This is a genomic window from Hymenobacter cellulosivorans (genome assembly GCF_022919135.1).
In the GTDB taxonomy this organism is placed as follows: Bacteria; Bacteroidota; Bacteroidia; order Cytophagales; family Hymenobacteraceae; genus Hymenobacter; species Hymenobacter cellulosivorans.
Genome location: NZ_CP095049.1, coordinates 88,759 through 103,146, shown reverse-complemented (window position 1 = coordinate 103,146; position 14,388 = coordinate 88,759). Strand labels below are relative to the sequence as shown.

The 14,388-nt window shown below is 56.2% G+C and carries 16 protein-coding genes; 3 read left to right on the top strand and 13 right to left on the bottom strand.

The window, feature by feature from the left end; translation table 11 throughout:
* Nucleotides 1-81 precede the first annotated feature (81 nt).
* The gene (locus MUN80_RS00495; RefSeq protein ID WP_244718245.1) at nucleotides 82-1,146 is read left to right on the top strand and encodes a DUF3089 domain-containing protein; all 1,065 of its coding nucleotides are present in this window, start codon (nucleotides 82-84) and stop codon (nucleotides 1,144-1,146) included.
* Between the two features lie 135 nt (nucleotides 1,147-1,281).
* On the opposite strand, the gene MUN80_RS00490 is transcribed toward MUN80_RS00495, so the two are convergent.
* The 10 genes from MUN80_RS00490 to recA all read right to left on the bottom strand — a co-directional run bounded on the left by MUN80_RS00490 (nucleotide 1,282) and on the right by recA (nucleotide 9,641).
* Nucleotides 1,282-1,608 (bottom strand): hypothetical protein, encoded by a 327-nt coding sequence (locus tag MUN80_RS00490; protein ID WP_244718243.1) that lies wholly within the window; start codon nucleotides 1,606-1,608, stop codon nucleotides 1,282-1,284.
* 92 nt (nucleotides 1,609-1,700) lie between these two features.
* The gene (gene tsf, locus MUN80_RS00485) at nucleotides 1,701-2,537 is read right to left on the bottom strand and encodes a translation elongation factor Ts (protein WP_244718241.1); all 837 of its coding nucleotides are present in this window, start codon (nucleotides 2,535-2,537) and stop codon (nucleotides 1,701-1,703) included.
* A gap of 159 nt (nucleotides 2,538-2,696) precedes the next feature.
* A complete protein-coding gene (rpsB, locus tag MUN80_RS00480) occupies nucleotides 2,697-3,464 on the bottom strand; it encodes a 30S ribosomal protein S2 (RefSeq protein WP_100337368.1) in 768 nt (255 codons plus the stop codon).
* Between the two features lie 18 nt (nucleotides 3,465-3,482).
* Nucleotides 3,483-3,869 carry a 30S ribosomal protein S9 gene (gene rpsI, locus MUN80_RS00475; RefSeq protein ID WP_100337369.1) on the bottom strand — a complete coding sequence of 129 codons (387 nt, stop codon included), beginning with the start codon at nucleotides 3,867-3,869 and terminating at the stop codon, nucleotides 3,483-3,485.
* 39 nt (nucleotides 3,870-3,908) lie between these two features.
* Nucleotides 3,909-4,361 (bottom strand): 50S ribosomal protein L13, encoded by a 453-nt coding sequence (rplM, locus tag MUN80_RS00470; RefSeq protein ID WP_244675789.1) that lies wholly within the window; start codon nucleotides 4,359-4,361, stop codon nucleotides 3,909-3,911.
* 209 nt (nucleotides 4,362-4,570) lie between these two features.
* Entirely contained in the window at nucleotides 4,571-5,287 is a 717-nt protein-coding gene (locus MUN80_RS00465; RefSeq protein ID WP_244718239.1) for an RluA family pseudouridine synthase, read from the bottom strand.
* A 36-nt stretch (nucleotides 5,288-5,323) separates the two neighbouring features.
* A complete protein-coding gene (locus tag MUN80_RS00460) occupies nucleotides 5,324-6,415 on the bottom strand; it encodes a sensor histidine kinase (protein ID WP_244718237.1) in 1,092 nt (363 codons plus the stop codon).
* A 90-nt stretch (nucleotides 6,416-6,505) separates the two neighbouring features.
* The gene (locus tag MUN80_RS00455; RefSeq protein ID WP_244724816.1) at nucleotides 6,506-7,204 is read right to left on the bottom strand and encodes a response regulator transcription factor; all 699 of its coding nucleotides are present in this window, start codon (nucleotides 7,202-7,204) and stop codon (nucleotides 6,506-6,508) included.
* A 320-nt stretch (nucleotides 7,205-7,524) separates the two neighbouring features.
* Nucleotides 7,525-8,295, bottom strand: a complete 771-nt coding sequence (locus MUN80_RS00450) for a DUF3108 domain-containing protein (RefSeq protein WP_244718234.1) — start codon at nucleotides 8,293-8,295, stop codon at nucleotides 7,525-7,527.
* A gap of 260 nt (nucleotides 8,296-8,555) precedes the next feature.
* Nucleotides 8,556-9,641: a recombinase RecA gene (gene recA / locus MUN80_RS00445; RefSeq protein ID WP_244718231.1), complete on the bottom strand. Its 1,086-nt coding sequence runs from the start codon at nucleotides 9,639-9,641 to the stop codon at nucleotides 8,556-8,558.
* Between the two features lie 213 nt (nucleotides 9,642-9,854).
* On the opposite strand from recA, the gene MUN80_RS00440 reads away from it, so the two are divergent.
* Nucleotides 9,855-11,015: a lipid A deacylase gene (locus tag MUN80_RS00440; RefSeq protein WP_244718229.1), complete on the top strand. Its 1,161-nt coding sequence runs from the start codon at nucleotides 9,855-9,857 to the stop codon at nucleotides 11,013-11,015.
* 18 nt (nucleotides 11,016-11,033) lie between these two features.
* Here the strand turns inward: MUN80_RS00440 and MUN80_RS00435 are convergent, their stop codons facing one another.
* The gene (locus MUN80_RS00435; RefSeq protein WP_244718226.1) at nucleotides 11,034-11,609 is read right to left on the bottom strand and encodes a GNAT family N-acetyltransferase; all 576 of its coding nucleotides are present in this window, start codon (nucleotides 11,607-11,609) and stop codon (nucleotides 11,034-11,036) included.
* 191 nt (nucleotides 11,610-11,800) lie between these two features.
* Between MUN80_RS00435 and MUN80_RS00430 the strand changes: the two genes are divergently transcribed.
* Nucleotides 11,801-12,688 carry an SDR family NAD(P)-dependent oxidoreductase gene (locus tag MUN80_RS00430; RefSeq protein WP_244718223.1) on the top strand — a complete coding sequence of 296 codons (888 nt, stop codon included), beginning with the start codon at nucleotides 11,801-11,803 and terminating at the stop codon, nucleotides 12,686-12,688.
* A gap of 79 nt (nucleotides 12,689-12,767) precedes the next feature.
* On the opposite strand, the gene MUN80_RS00425 is transcribed toward MUN80_RS00430, so the two are convergent.
* Together MUN80_RS00425 and MUN80_RS00420 are read right to left on the bottom strand one after the other, a co-directional pair.
* Nucleotides 12,768-13,214 carry a hypothetical protein gene (locus MUN80_RS00425; protein ID WP_244718220.1) on the bottom strand — a complete coding sequence of 149 codons (447 nt, stop codon included), beginning with the start codon at nucleotides 13,212-13,214 and terminating at the stop codon, nucleotides 12,768-12,770.
* Nucleotides 13,215-13,312: 98 nt separating this feature from the next.
* Nucleotides 13,313-14,278, bottom strand: a complete 966-nt coding sequence (locus tag MUN80_RS00420; RefSeq protein ID WP_244718217.1) for an AAA family ATPase — start codon at nucleotides 14,276-14,278, stop codon at nucleotides 13,313-13,315.
* Nucleotides 14,279-14,388 lie beyond the last annotated feature (110 nt).

Here is a 14,388-nt window from a genome sequence, read left to right as displayed (position 1 = left end):
GGCCGCAAACCTGCTCAGAAGAAGAATAGCTCCCGCAACCGGCTTGCGTGAGCTATTTTTGTGTTCCCGCTACTGTTACTCATGCAAATTTCCGTTCTATCCCGTTCCTGGTATCTGGGCGCGGTGCTGCTGGCCGCCAGTAGCCTGAGTTCCTGCTTAAAGGTCATCAAACCCGGCAAGCAGTTCACGGCCTACCGTCCCGCTACTGCCCCCGACTACGCCCAGCCCGATACCTGGGCTGCCCTGCCCACCCGCCGCGACTCGGCCGACGTAGTACCGCTGGGCTCCGGCCTGCACGACCAGCAGCGGCAGGCCGCCGCCGACGTGTTCTATGTGCATCCTACCACGTACTACAAGAGCTTCTCCTGGAACGCCGACCTCTCGGATGAGCGTCTGAACCGATTCACCGATAACAGCACCATCCGCAAGCAGGCCACGGTGTATAATGCTGCGGCCCGCGTCTACGCCCCGCGCTACCGCCAGGCTACGCTTTACTCGTTTTTCGACGAGAAAAGCACTAATGGCAAGGAAGCTCTGGACTTAGCTTACTCCGACGTAAAAGCTGCTTTCCAGTACTACTTGGCGCACTATAACCAAGGTCGGCCTATCATCATTGCCGGCCACAGCCAGGGTACTTTCCACGCCACGCGCCTGCTACACGAGTTTTTCGACACCAACCCCAAGCTCCGCAAGCAACTCGTCGTGGCCTACCTCATCGGCTTCAAGGTTAAGACCGACGAGTACCAGACTATGCGGCCCTGCCAGGATTCCACCCAAACCGGCTGCTACGTAGGCTGGAATTCTGTAGAGTCGGGCAACGAGTATCCGCCCTTCGCCGGCGGCCTGGCTACCAACCCCCTCACTTGGACGCTCGACACCGCCCCAGCCCCGGCTCAGCTGAACAAAGGAGGCGTACCGCTCAACTTTGCTCGGATTGATACCGCCGTCGTCGGCGCCCAGGTGCATAAGGGCCTGCTGTGGATCAACGTGCCCCAGCCCATTGGCTACCCGCGCTTCCTGCTGCCCGGCCAGCCCCAGCTCCGCCACTCCTTCCACATTGCCGACTACGGTTTGTTTTACCTCAACCTGCGCCGCAATGCGGTTACGCGGGTGCAGGCGTATACCAGTCAGCCGCAACGCCCGTAAAGCCCTGCTATGAAGAATATCAATTGGCCCCGCGTCCTGATTGGGCTGCTGTTTCTGTTGTTACTGGCCGCGCTGGCGAAGAATTTGATTGGAGGCGCCAGCCGGCGGAAGCATTCGGTTGAGCAAAGCCGCTAATCAATCTTTTGCTGGCATTACTCTGTCAAGCTCCTGTATATAGCAGTGCCTGATAGACCAAAACGAATCAGTAGGCGTCTGTTTACGCATTACTTCGTATTCTTGCCACAGATGCTCCTCAATGAAGCCTTGGAAATCAATTGCTGAATAGAACGCTAGTTTCTCCAACCATCTGGCAAAAAGACTGATTTCTTTTACAAGTTGGTAATGTCTATACCACGAGGCTGGGTTGTAAATCTTAAAATCATCTGAAGCGCAACAAATGGCGATTAACTTAAAGCCATGTTGCAAAACGGCGCGTAGTGCGTATTTCTTCTCTTCCGTCATAGCCACGAAGTACCAAGGAAACTTGGTACACACAAAAAAGGCCCGCCGGTTTTCACCAGCGGGCCTTTTCAATAAACTAAACTTCTTAAATCTTAGGCACCGATGGCCACCCGCTTGAAGTCGGTTACGGTCATGCCTTTCGACGTTTTGTCGAGCAGCTGAGCGATGGTCAGCGAGTTGTCTTTCACGAACTCCTGGTTCAACAAGGTGTTCTCCTTGTAGAACTTGTTCAGCTTGCCTTGAGCGATTTTCTCCAGCATAGCCTCGGGCTTGCCTTCGGCACGCGCCTGCTCTTTGCCGATTTCGATTTCGCGCTCGGTGATCGAAGCGTCCACACCGTCTTTGTCAACGGCTACGGGCTTCATGGCTACGATCTGCATGGCTACGTCGCGGCCAACGGCGGCGGTGTCAGCACCACCTACGTTCTTCAGGCCTACGAGTACGCCTTTCTTGCTGTCCGAGTGGATGTAAGAAGCTACTTTCTCGGCGGTCAGGGTGGCGTAGGTCAGGTTCAGCTTCTCGCCGATTTTGCCCATCAGGTCGGTGATGTGCTCCTGAATGGTCAGGCCATCTTCTTCCTTGGTAGCGAGCAGCTCTTCCTGCGACGTAGCATTGGTACGTACGGCAGCATCCAGGATGCGCTGTACCAGCTCGCGGAACGAGGCAACTTTAGCTACCGATTCCGTTTCGCAGGCCAGGGCCACTAGCTTGCCGGCGGTGCCGTCTTCGCTTACGGCTACGGCTACAAAGCCTTCCGACGTTTCGTTGTCAGCACGCTTGTCAGCAATTTTCTGACCCTGCTTACGCAGAATGTCACGAGCAGCTTCGAAGTCGCCATCGGCTTCGGTCAGCGCTTTTTTGCAATCCATCATGCCTGCACCGGTCATGGTGCGGAGCTTGTTCACGTCTGCGGCGGTAATTGCGGCCATTCTTGTGAGAGTTAAAAGGAGGGGATGTTATGAGAGGAAAGAACCGCTAGCGTACCAGCAGGTTCTCAATAGGCGAAAAAGGGGAGGAGTACCTAAAGAAAAAGGGAACACCGGAGCCGAGTGCTTCGCATGTTCCCCTCTTCTCAATAGGTAGCCGGACTATTCGTCGGCGGCCAGCTTCTCTTGGATGCCTTCGTCTTCCGACTGCTTCTTGTCCGCTTCGTCTTTGTCGACTTTGCGCTCCGACAAGCCTTCTTCGATAGCCTTGCTGATGATACCTACGATCAGCGAAATCGACTTCGAGGCGTCGTCGTTAGCAGGGATGGGGAAGTTTACCAGCTCAGGGTTCGAATTCGTATCGCAGATAGCGAAAACGGGGATACCGAGTTTCTGGGCTTCTTTAACGGCAATGTGCTCACGCTTTACGTCCACTACGAACAGGGCAGCGGGCAGGCGGCTCAGGTCGGCAATGCCGCCCAGTACACGCTCCAGCTTCTCCCGCTCGCGCGACAGCATCAGACGCTCACGCTTTGCAAGTGCTGCGTAGGCCGTGTTTTCCTTCACCATCTTGTCGATGGTGCTCATTTTCTTCAGCGACTTGCGAACCGTGGCGAAGTTGGTGAGCATGCCACCCAACCACCGGTCGGTAACGAATGGCATTTTCAGGCGCTTGGCCTCTTCGGTAACGATTTCCTGAGCCTGCTTCTTGGTAGCAACGAACATTACTTTCCGACCGCTCTTGGCGATGTTGCGGATAGCAGTGGCAGCTTGCTCCAGCGAAACCAGGGTTTTGTTCAGGTCAATGATATGGATGCCGTTCTTCTCCATGAAGATGTACGGCGCCATTTTCGGGTCCCACTTACGCGTAAGGTGACCAAAGTGGGCACCTGCGTCGAGCAGTTCTTTATACGTGGTGGACTGAGCCATGATAAAATTCCTCTGGGTTTAGCGTTTCGAGAACTGGAACGAACGACGAGCCTTGCGCTTGCCGAACTTTTTGCGTTCCACCATGCGGGGGTCACGGGTCAGGAAGCCTTCTTTTTTCAGGGCGGGACGCACTTCGGCGTTGTCACCCACGAGGGCTTTCGAGATGGCCAAACGGATAGCCTCAGCCTGAGCCGAGATGCCACCACCGCGCACGTTCACCTTGATGTCATACTGGTTGAGTTGCTCAACCGTATTCAAAGGCTGGTTCACGATGTTTTCCAGGAGTTCATTGCCAAAGTAGGCTTTCATTTCCCGGCCGTTGATAGTGATATTCCCTTGCCCGGCTTGCATGTAGATGCGAGCCACCGAGGTTTTTCTTCTACCAGAGGTGTTGGAGATTTCCATTAATGAAAAATTAGAGAAAAAAAGGAAAGCTGGTGAGGCTTACAGGTTCTTCAGATCAACAGCTACCGGCTGCTGAGCTTGGTGGGGATGCTCGGCACCTTCGTACACGAACAGGTTGCGGAATTGCTCACGGCCCAGACGGTTGCCGGGCAGCATGCCGCGTACAGCGTGCTCGATAACGCGGGTCGAGGAACGCTCCATGACCTCACGCATCGACTTGCGCTTCTGGCCACCGGGGTAACCAGAGTGCGACACGTAAATCTTGTCGGTCATCTTTTTACCCGTCACGCGCAGTTTGTCGGCGTTGATAACGATAACCGAATCGCCGCAATCAGAGTTGGGCGTGAACGAAGGCTTGTGTTTGCCGCGCAGAATGTTGGCAACTTGGCTGGACAGACGGCCCAGGGTGTTGTCACCAGCATCAATCACGACCCAGCCCTTGTTGGCGTTGGCTTTGTTGACGGACACCGTCTTGAAGCTCAGATGATCCATTGGGGAGTTGAGTAAGCGTTTGAAAATGAGATAGAACCCAGCAAGGGTTCGGGAAAAACGGACACAAAGTTACCCTTTTTCACTTACGAAGCAAAGGGGCAGACAGAATTATCCGCTTAAAACCCATTCACTTACCAGCTTTGGCCGTTTCGGGTGCTTGCTATTCAAAGCAAAACCCGCGGGGTTTCGGGCCAAAGAAGCATTAAAGCCTAGCTATACTGCCGCAACGTATCGACCAGCACCCGGAAATCCTTGGGGTAAGGCGCTTCCACGGTTACTTCCTCGCCGTTAAGCCGGGTAAATGTGAGCTTGGCGGCGTGCAGGGCGAAACGCTTAATAAAGGGCTGTTCTTCCTCGCCTTCCTTCATATTGAACTTCTTCTTCAGCGTCGACAGGTAGAAATCCTCGCCGCCGTATACCACGTCGCCCACGATGGGAGCCTGCAGGTACATCAGGTGCAGGCGAATCTGGTGCATGCGGCCGGTGATGGGCACGCACTGCACCAGCGTATGGCGCGCAAAGGGTTCCAGCGTGGTAAAGTAGGTCTCGGCCGGCTTGCCCTTGTAGGCCAGGCGCGCTTTGCCTTTGGTAGTGGTTTCGATGCTGCGGTCTACCAGCTTGTTGTCGAACTGGTGCACGCCCCAGGCCACGGCGTGGTAGAGCTTCTTGACCTCCCGGTTCTCAAACTGCATCGAGAGGTGGCGGTAGGCTTCCGGATTTTTGGCCAAAGCCAGGGCCCCGGAGGTTTCTTTGTCGAGGCGGTGGCAGGCCTGCATGTCGTCGGAGTACTCCCGGGCCATGCGCAGGATGTTGGGCGCGCCGCCCACCCGCTCGTCGAGCGTGGCCAGGAACGGGGGCTTGTTGATGACCACGAAGTCGTCGTCCTCGAACAGAATCAGGTCCTTAAAATCGATATTCTTCTTCATAGCGGGCCGCAAAGGTACGCCGAAGTCTTGGGAAGCTTAGGCCTCGGGCGCACTTACTTCAGTAGGCACTTCACTGGCTGCTTTAGGCAAGCGGGGCTTGGGTAGCTTAAATTCCAGCGTAGTGCCCACGCCCATCTCACTGCGCACCCGAATCACTGACTTATGGGCTTCCACAATATGCTTGCTGATGGCCAGGCCCAGGCCCGAGCCGCCGGAGTCGCGGGAGCGGCTTTTATCGATGCGGTAAAACCGCTCGAAAATGCGGTTCTGGTGCTGCTTCGGAATGCCGGCCCCGTCGTCGCGCACGGCCACACGTACCGTTTTGCTGCTTTCTACCAGGCTCACCGTGACGTGGCCGCTGTCTTTGCCATACTTAATGGCGTTGTCAATCAAATTGACCAGTACCTGCCGTATCCGGTTCCGGTCGGCCAGCACGGGCAGGGAGTCGGTAGCTAGGCTGGGCGGGAAAAGCTCCAGCGTGACGTTGCGCTGGGCTGCTTTAAGCTCCAACTGCTCAAAGATTTCCCGAACCAAGGCCGCCAGGTCGAAATTCTGCTTCCGCATACGAACCACGCCCTTTTCCAGTTGGGAGATAGTGACCAGGTCCTGCACCAGGGCATCGAGGGTGTCGAGGCTGGTGGCAGCTTTGTTCAGAAACTTCTGGCGGAGGAAGTCGTCGTCCATGTCGCCGTCCAGCACGGTGTGCAAAAAACCCTGAGCGGCGAAGATGGGCGTTTTGAGCTCATGCGACACGTCGGCCAGAAACTCGCGGCGCAGCACCTGCAGGCGCTTGAGCTCGTCAATTTCCCGCTCCTTGCGCTCGGCCATTTCCAGGATTTCATCCCGCATCCGCTTCAGCGGCTCCGGCCGAAACAGGAACTTGTTGGAAAGTCGCCGAAACTCCTTGCGCTTAATATTCTCCAGCCCGGCGTAGATGTTATTGATTTCCCGAAACAGCAGCGCCTCAAACGACAGATATACCAGCAGAAAGCAGGCCGCCACGGTGATGCCCATAGCCAACGAAGCCTCTTGAAACGGCAGCGTGGGCGCTATCCAGGCAAAGGTGACCAGCACGCCGGCCACGAGCAGCGCAATCAGAATGGCAATGGTGCGGGAAGAAATGTTCACTGGATGAACAGAGTAATTAACTGCTAAAAATACGACTGTCACCCCTGGAAAAGAAGGGTGACAGTCGTTCATTGAAAAGTCGGTAAGGGCTTAATCGGCGTTGAACTTGTAACCGACGCCCTTGATGGTCTGGATGTGGTGGTCGCCGACTTTCTCCCGGACCTTGCGCACGTGCACGTCCACGGTGCGGGCCAGCACGAAGACGTCGTTGCCCCAGATATTCTGGAGCAGCTCCTCTCGGCCGAAAACCTTGTGGGGCGAGGCCGCCAGGAAAGCCAGCAGTTCGAACTCCTTCTTGGGCAACGAAATCTTGCGGCCTTCCTGAAACACGGCAAAGCCGGTGCGGTCAATGGTCAAGCCGTTGATTTCAATGGTTTCCGACACGGCCGAAGTTTCATGGTCGCGGCGGACGAAGGCAGCCAGGCGGCTCATCAGGGCCCGGGGCTTGATGGGCTTGGCAATAAAGTCATCGGCGCCGGCGTCGAAGGCGGCTACTTCCGAAAATTCCTCGGCCCGGGCCGTGAGGAAGATGATGTAGGTTTCCTTGAAGCGGCTCATAGCCCGCAGCTGCCGGCAGGTGTCGATACCGTCGAGGTGGGGCATCATCACGTCGAGCAGAATGATGTCGGGCCCGAACTGGGGCGCTACTTCCAGGGCTTTGCGGCCGTCGGGGGCGCTGGCCACGAGGTAGCCCTCTTTGCGCAGGTTGTACTCAAGCAGTTCCACGATGTCCGGGTCATCATCGACTACCAGAATCTTGTAGGCGTTGGAGGAAGGAGTAGGGTGCACGGGTCGTGGGGTTTGGGGGTAAAAGAAAATGCGCGAGGACAAAAATACTTGCTGCCGGATGGTAGCGCGTGTTACCTTTTTGTGAACCGGGCTTACCCCAGTGGCCCCTGGGCGCAGGTTTTGCACGGGCCGCACCACAGCCGGCGGGCAATGCCGGTTGGGGATGAGGTTCTGCAGAAGCGGCTTAGAGCTTTTCTTCGGCAAGGTTTCAGTCAGCGGCATAGCGTGGAGCTTGGTTGATCAACAGAAAGAATGAACTCGGGCAAGGCAGCAGGGTATAAAAAAAAGCGACTCGGACGGAGTCGCTTTTAGAAACAGAATCAATTTTTGGCCACCAGATTCAACCGGTTTCGCAGGCCTTGGTACTTGTACATATCGACTTTCACGGAGCCGACAAACATTTCTGCCTGAAACAGCACCGGGATTTTGTTCCGGTCGTCAGAGAGGTACACCGATACGGCGTTTTCCCCTTTAAACAGCTTATTCTCGGGCATTTTCGGGACGAGGCGAATAGCGCGAATGACACCGGCTTTCGTTTCGACCGTTTCCTTGCCCTTGTAGGTCACGTCCATGTTGAAGACCTCGTCGTCGAAGAAGCCCTGGACCCGGATAACCTCCCCAACTTTGCGGTTGTCGTAGTTCAGGGTCCGCAGGAAGTAAAAGCCGCTGACGATGTCCTGGATGTTGTCGGGGGTTTTGAATGAGCCTTTCTTGACCGGATCCTGCTTGCGGTGGGTTTCGACCTGCACTAGGTTCTTATTGTGGTCGAAATCCATGTATTCCTTTTTGCGAAAGCTGTTCTCCTCGATATTCTGAAAGAAGCGCTGGGGCAAAATGCTCGTCGTGTCGATGTAGGAGCGCCACGTGTCGCGAATGCGCAGGAAGAAGTCGAAGGAGCCGGTGGTTTTGCCCGTGACGGTGGCCTTGTAGCAGGGCCGATCATTGACTTTGTGAATCTCGTCGGACAGCTCCACGGTGGCCTCGGCGGCGTTGATCAGGCCGTAGTGCACTTTATAGCGCAGCACCTCGCCCTTGGTAAAGCTGTTGTTGGGAATACTGCGTTCAGTTTTGGCCGTATCAAACGACCACAAAGCAGCACAAAAAGCGAGAAGCAACGGAGAAAACAGAAGCCAGCGACGGTTCATGGAAAACGGCAAAATGGTTTTGGCCGATGCTTATTCAAACGAGGTGCCAGCAAAGATACCAGTAACCACAGAAACTACATCGTACTTGGGCAAAAGGAACGCAAAAGTGCGTGCCGAGTTATTTTACCCACTTTTAGCCCAATAAGATACGCACAAAAAAGCCTTCCCACTTTCGCAGGAAGGCTTTTTTAGATGAACCGGGAAGTTTATTCCTCGTCGTCCTCGTCCGTCGACTCGTCGGTGGGAATGGCGGCCAGCGCAGCAGCGGGCTCCCCTTTCACCATGGCGCGAATCTTCTGTTCGATTTCGTCGGCCAGCTCGTGGTTGTCGAGCAGGATTTGCTTCACTCCTTCGCGGCCCTGGCCGAGGCGGTTGCCGTTGTAGGAGAACCAGGAGCCCGACTTGACGATGATGCCCATGTCAACACCCAGGTCCAGAATCTCGCCGACTTTGCTGATGCCTTCGCCGTAGATGATGTCGAACTCAATCACTTTGAAGGGCGGAGCTACTTTGTTTTTCACCACCTTCACCTTGGTGCGGTTGCCGGTTACGTTGTCCTTGTCTTCCTTGATCTGGCCGATACGACGGATGTCGAGACGAACCGAAGCGTAGAACTTGAGGGCGTTACCACCGGTCGTGGTTTCGGGGTTACCGAACATCACGCCGATTTTCTCGCGCAGCTGGTTAATGAAGATGCAGCAGCAGCCGGTTTTGTTGATGGTACCAGTAAGTTTCCGCAGGGCCTGGCTCATCAAGCGGGCCTGCAGACCCATCTTGGAGTCACCCATGTCGCCTTCCAGTTCGCCTTTGGGCACCAGAGCGGCTACGGAGTCAATTACGATGATGTCGATGGCACCCGAAGAAATCAGGTGGTCGGCTATTTCCAGGGCTTGCTCACCGTTGTCGGGCTGAGCAATCAGCAGGTTAGTAGTGTCGATACCCAGCTTTTCAGCGTAGGTTTTGTCGAAGGCGTGCTCGGCGTCGATAAACGCGGCAATACCGCCTTTCTTCTGGGCCTCGGCGATGCAGTGCATCGTGAGCGTGGTTTTACCGCTCGATTCAGGGCCGTAGATTTCAACGACCCGGCCGCGGGGCAGGCCGCCGATGCCAAGCGCAATATCAAGGCCGAGCGAGCCAGTGCTGATGGCCGGGATATCGACCACGCGCTCATCGCTCAGCTTCATGACGGTGCCTTTGCCGTAAGCTTTGTCAAGCTTGTCCATCGTGAGCTGAAGCGCCTTCATCTTCTCGACGTTGGCATTGACAGCTTTATCAGTGGTGGGTGCAGCCATTGGAATGGGGTTAGGGATAAATGCTTAGGTTTGGTGAATGTAGGCGTTTTAAGCCGCTAAAACAACCCGGTCAGGGCCTTTTACGGTGTCTGACGTGGGGTGTTCCTGGTCGGCAATGGGTAACACAGCCGGGCTATATTTTGTCCCCACAATGCTAAAAAAATTTGCTGAATTTCGGGGTATAGATCAATGCTAAAATTTTTGTCAAAGCTAGTGCCTGATTCCCAGCTAAAACCAGCGGGATTGGCTTTTCTGGGGCTGTTTTTTTTGTTGGCCGGTGCCCCGAAAAGTTGGGCCCAACTCAACAACCGCGCCTTTTACCGGCCCATTGACCTTCGCCCCGAGTACGACCAGCAGCTGCGGTTGCAGGTTAGCGCGCTGCTCTTCAACAAGGACAACGAGTATTTCAACAAGATTGATGACGGCCTCACGTATTATGGTGCCCAGCTGGCGCCGCGGCTGATTTATTTTCCTAGCCCCAAGTTCCGGCTGGAGGCGGGCGTTTTTCTGCAGAAGAACTACGGCACCGATAAGCTGCGCATCGTGCAGCCTTTGTTTACGGCCATATACCAGCATGGTCCGCACCGGCTGCTGCTGGGCAATATTCAGGGCCACGTGCAGCACGGCTACATCGAGCCCCTGTTCGACTTCGAGCGGGTATTGACCAACCCATTGGAAGAAGGCACCCAGTACTTGCTGACCACCCGCCGGCTGACCCTGGACGCCTGGGTGAACTGGCAGCGGCAGCAGTACCGCTTCAGCAACTACCAGGAGGAAGTAGCGGGCGGGCTGGCCACGGAAGCCACGGTGCTGCAAGACTCGTTGGGCTGGCGCGTGGGTATTCCGTTTCAGTTTACTGGTAAGCACCTCGGCGGGCAGATTGATACCCTGGATAAACCCCTGCAGACGTACTTTAACCTGGCTACTGGGCTGCGGGTGCGCAAAAAGCTGCCTTCGGACCTGTTTCGGGCAGTTTCTTTTGATGGCTACCTCACTCAGTTTATTGACTATTCCTTTACCCAGGAGTTGGCTTTCGACAAAGGCTACGGCATCTATCTGAATGCCGGGCTCAATACCAAGTTGTCGGATCTGCAGGTAGCGTACTGGCGGGGCAACGGCTATTTTTCCCCGCTGGGCGGGCGGCTGTATCGGTCCATTTCCTCTACCGTCAGTGACCCCCAATACACGGAGCGGCATCGGGAACTGCTGATTCTACGGGTGCTGAAGGATTACCAGTTGGCTGACAACATCGTCCTGACCACGCGCTTTGAGCCTCTTTACGATTTGGGCAACAAGTCCATTGACTTCTCTTTTGCGCTGTACCTGAACTTCAACCAGGAGTTTTTGCTCACTACCCTCAAGCGGAACAACTAGGTAAGAATCGGGCCTGGGTTAGGCCGCCTCGGCTGATAGGCTGTAGTAGTAAATTTCCGGCTGATTGCGCTGTGGCCACAGCCGGGGCCGGGCTGGTAGCCGCCGGAAGCCAATTCGCTCGGCTACGGCGCAGCTGCGCGGATTCGTGGCGTAGCAGCGGATATCGAGGCGGGTAGCACCCAGGGGTTTGCTAAATCCGAAGGCTACGGTGGCGGCCAGAGCTTCCTGGGCATAACCCTGACCCTCGGCTTCGGCAGCTAGGTAGTAGCCGATTTCAGCTGTAACGGCACGGCCCCACACAGGCTTGAGGCTGATATCCCCCAAGTAAGCGCCCGACTCGGCGTGCCAGATACCCAGTACCAGCAAGCGGCGCGAGGTCCAGTCCTGGGAGTAGCCCAGCAGGACCTGCCGGGCATCGGCCAAGGTCTGGACGGCGGCTACACGGGAGGGAAAGGCCGGCCGCAGCCGCAGCCGGTTCTGGTCGATGACGGCAAAAAAGTCCTCGGCGTCGGTGGGCTCATAGGGGCGGAGCATGAGGCGCGACGTGCGGATCGGCGTACGGGAAGGGGCTTGGGGCAGCTCAGCAATACTCATAAGGACACGGCCGGAACACCCTAGGCTACACGTAGCCGCGGCCGGAAAGTTGGGGCGCGGTGCCCAGCTTTTGGCATAACCTGCCCTGCAGAACGCCGTTAAGATTTAGTGTCGCGGCAGGCAGTGGGCCACAAAATCAGGGTCATTTGCCAACTACCGCGCAAATCTATCTACCCAACCAAGCACCCATCATGACCAGAAGATTAGAAGGCAAAGTAGCTATTGTTACCGGCGGTGGCGCCGGTATTGGCGAGGCCATCAGCAAGAAATTTGCCCGGGAGGGCGCCGCCGTAGTTGTCGTTGGCTTTGCCGAAGACCCCGTGGGCGACGTAGTAGAGGAAATCGTGGCTGCCGGGGGACGGGCGCTGGCCTTCACCGGTGATATTTCCAACCAAGCCACCGCCGAAGCCTGTGTGCAACAAGCCGTAAGTCAGTTTGGAAAGCTCGATGTGCTGGTCAATAACGCCGGCGTGTTTCCCGCCACCGACGAGCTGGACAAGTACCCGGTAGAGGCATTCGAGTACATGATTAAAAACAACATCTACACCGTGTTTCATATGAGCCGGGCCGCCCTGCCCTATCTGCAAAAGACGCGGGGCAACATCATTTCGGCGGGCTCGGAAGCGGGGCAGATGGGTTCCCCCAACATCACGCCCTACGGCGGGACCAAGGCCTGGGTCATGACGTTTTCCAAGGGCCTGGCCGTGGAGCAGGCCAAGTACGGCGTGCGCGTCAACTGCGTGGGACCGGGGCCTATTGATACAGCCTGGACGCACAAGGAAACCGGGCCGATGGACAAAAAGATGGAAAAGAACACGGTGGAAGGCGTCCCGATGGGCCGCCGCGGCACCCCCGAGGAAGTGGCCAACGTGTACCTGTTCCTAGCCTCCGACGAAGCCAGCTACGTGACGGGCGCAACCTACTTCGTGGATGGCGGTGTGACGTCTTCTAAGAGCCTGTCCGGCGAAGAAGTGCCGAGCGAGCTGAAAAAGGAGCCGGCTGGGGAGCTGGTTTTAAACCACTCCCAGGATGGGCACGCCGAAATCCGCTCCGAGGATGGCGGCCACATGAGCAGCTAATTAGGGCTGTAGAGCACTCACCAACAAAAAAGCCGCCTCGGGTTGAGGCGGCTTTTTTGTTGGCTTAGGTACTATAGCGCTACTTTTTCAGGGCCACGCCAGTGCTTAGGTGCGGGTGCTGGTATTGCACGGGGCTGCCCAGCGCCTGCTGAATCCGCATCACGTTGACCAGGCGGGCCGTTTCGTTGAAGTACTCCAGGCGGCGAATCAGCATTTCCTTGGTCAGCACGCGGCCTTCGGGAGTGCGCATAAAGGAGCGTTTGTCTTCCAGAATGCGGCGCATAATGGTTTCGGTTTCGGCTTCCTGGCGCAGGTACTGCTCCTCAAACTCGGCCAGCCGGGCTACGCCTTCGGTGGTAAGGCGGTACGTGGCTCCACCCGTGTTAAGCACTTCGCAGAGCACGTAGACTTCCAGGGGCAAAGAGGTTTCCAGGGGTGTCGTGCGCAAATCAAGGCCGGCCCGCAGCGCGTCGAGGATGATTCCGATGTTGCGCTCAAATTGCTGATAGTAGCCAAGAACTTCCACTGTGGAGAATGTTGAATGGTGAAGGGTAAATGTTGAATGGGGCGCTGACTAGCAGAATGTAAAGGTCATTCTGCGCTTAGCATCCGAAGGCCAAGGGGCTAAAGGAGCTCCTTGACGATTTGGTCGATGCTGATACCTTCGGCTTCGGCCTTGAAGTTGCGCACCAGGCGGTGGCGCAAGATCGGACCGGCAATGGCTTTCACATCCTCAATATCGGGGGAGTATTTGCCGTTGAGCAGGGCATTGCACTTGGCGCCTACAATCAGGTGCTGTGAGGCCCGCGGCCCGGCACCCCATTCCAAGAGCTGATTGACGCGGGCCGAAGCCCGGTCGGTGTTGGGCCGGGTTTTGTGCACCAGGCTCACGGCGTATTCCACCACGTTGTCGGCTACGGGCACCCGACGTACCAATTGCTGATAGGCCTGAATATCGTCGGAATGCAGGATTTTGCTGACGCTCGGCTTTTTGTCGGACGTCGTGTTTTTCACAATCTGCAACTCGGCCTCGTAGCTGGGGTAGCCCAATTCAATGTTGAACATAAACCGGTCTAGCTGGGCCTCGGGCAACGGATAGGTGCCTTCCTGCTCAATCGGGTTTTGGGTGGCCAATACGAAGAACGGGCGCTCCAGCGGGTAGCGCTTACCGGCCACCGTTACGGAGTATTCCTGCATGCTTTCCAGCAGGGCGGCCTGGGTTTTGGGCGGCGTCCGGTTGATTTCATCAGCCAACACGATATTGGCAAACACGGGACCTTTCACAAATTGGAAGTCGCGCTGCTGGTTCATCGTTTCCGAGCCCACGATGTCGGACGGCATCAGGTCGGGTGTGAACTGAATCCGGTTGAACGACAAATCGAGCGAGTCGGCAATGGTCTGAATCAGCAAGGTTTTGGCCAGACCCGGTACGCCCACCAGCAGGCAGTGGCCCTGGGAAAAAACGGCCGTCAGTACCAGCCGGACAACCTCATCCTGGCCAATAATGACCTTGCCAATTTCCTGGCGCAGCGTACGGTAGGAGGCTGCCAGGGCATCGGCGGCTTCTTTATCAGAAGAGAAAGTGCGCATGAATAGGTGAAATTGTGAGATGGTGAAATTGTGAGTTGAGAAGCCGTGAAACAGGAGCTTATGTTCGACTAACGCGGCTTGACGCCTCCAGAACAAAAACTCACTATTTC

Bases quoted from the DNA above. Each gene is read 5' to 3' on its own strand.
- MUN80_RS00495 (WP_244718245.1), top strand. From the start codon at position 82: ATGCAAATTTCCGTTCTATCCCGTTCCTGGTATCTGGGCGCGGTGCTG.
- MUN80_RS00490 (WP_244718243.1), bottom strand. From the start codon at position 1,608: ATGACGGAAGAGAAGAAATACGCACTACGCGCCGTTTTGCAACATGGC.
- tsf (WP_244718241.1), bottom strand. From the start codon at position 2,537: ATGGCCGCAATTACCGCCGCAGACGTGAACAAGCTCCGCACCATGACC.
- rpsB (WP_100337368.1), bottom strand. From the start codon at position 3,464: ATGGCTCAGTCCACCACGTATAAAGAACTGCTCGACGCAGGTGCCCAC.
- rpsI (WP_100337369.1), bottom strand. From the start codon at position 3,869: ATGGAAATCTCCAACACCTCTGGTAGAAGAAAAACCTCGGTGGCTCGC.
- rplM (WP_244675789.1), bottom strand. From the start codon at position 4,361: ATGGATCATCTGAGCTTCAAGACGGTGTCCGTCAACAAAGCCAACGCC.
- MUN80_RS00465 (WP_244718239.1), bottom strand. From the start codon at position 5,287: ATGAAGAAGAATATCGATTTTAAGGACCTGATTCTGTTCGAGGACGAC.
- recA (WP_244718231.1), bottom strand. From the start codon at position 9,641: ATGGCTGCACCCACCACTGATAAAGCTGTCAATGCCAACGTCGAGAAG.
- MUN80_RS00435 (WP_244718226.1), bottom strand. From the start codon at position 11,609: ATGAGTATTGCTGAGCTGCCCCAAGCCCCTTCCCGTACGCCGATCCGC.
- MUN80_RS00430 (WP_244718223.1), top strand. From the start codon at position 11,801: ATGACCAGAAGATTAGAAGGCAAAGTAGCTATTGTTACCGGCGGTGGC.
- MUN80_RS00420 (WP_244718217.1), bottom strand. From the start codon at position 14,278: ATGCGCACTTTCTCTTCTGATAAAGAAGCCGCCGATGCCCTGGCAGCC.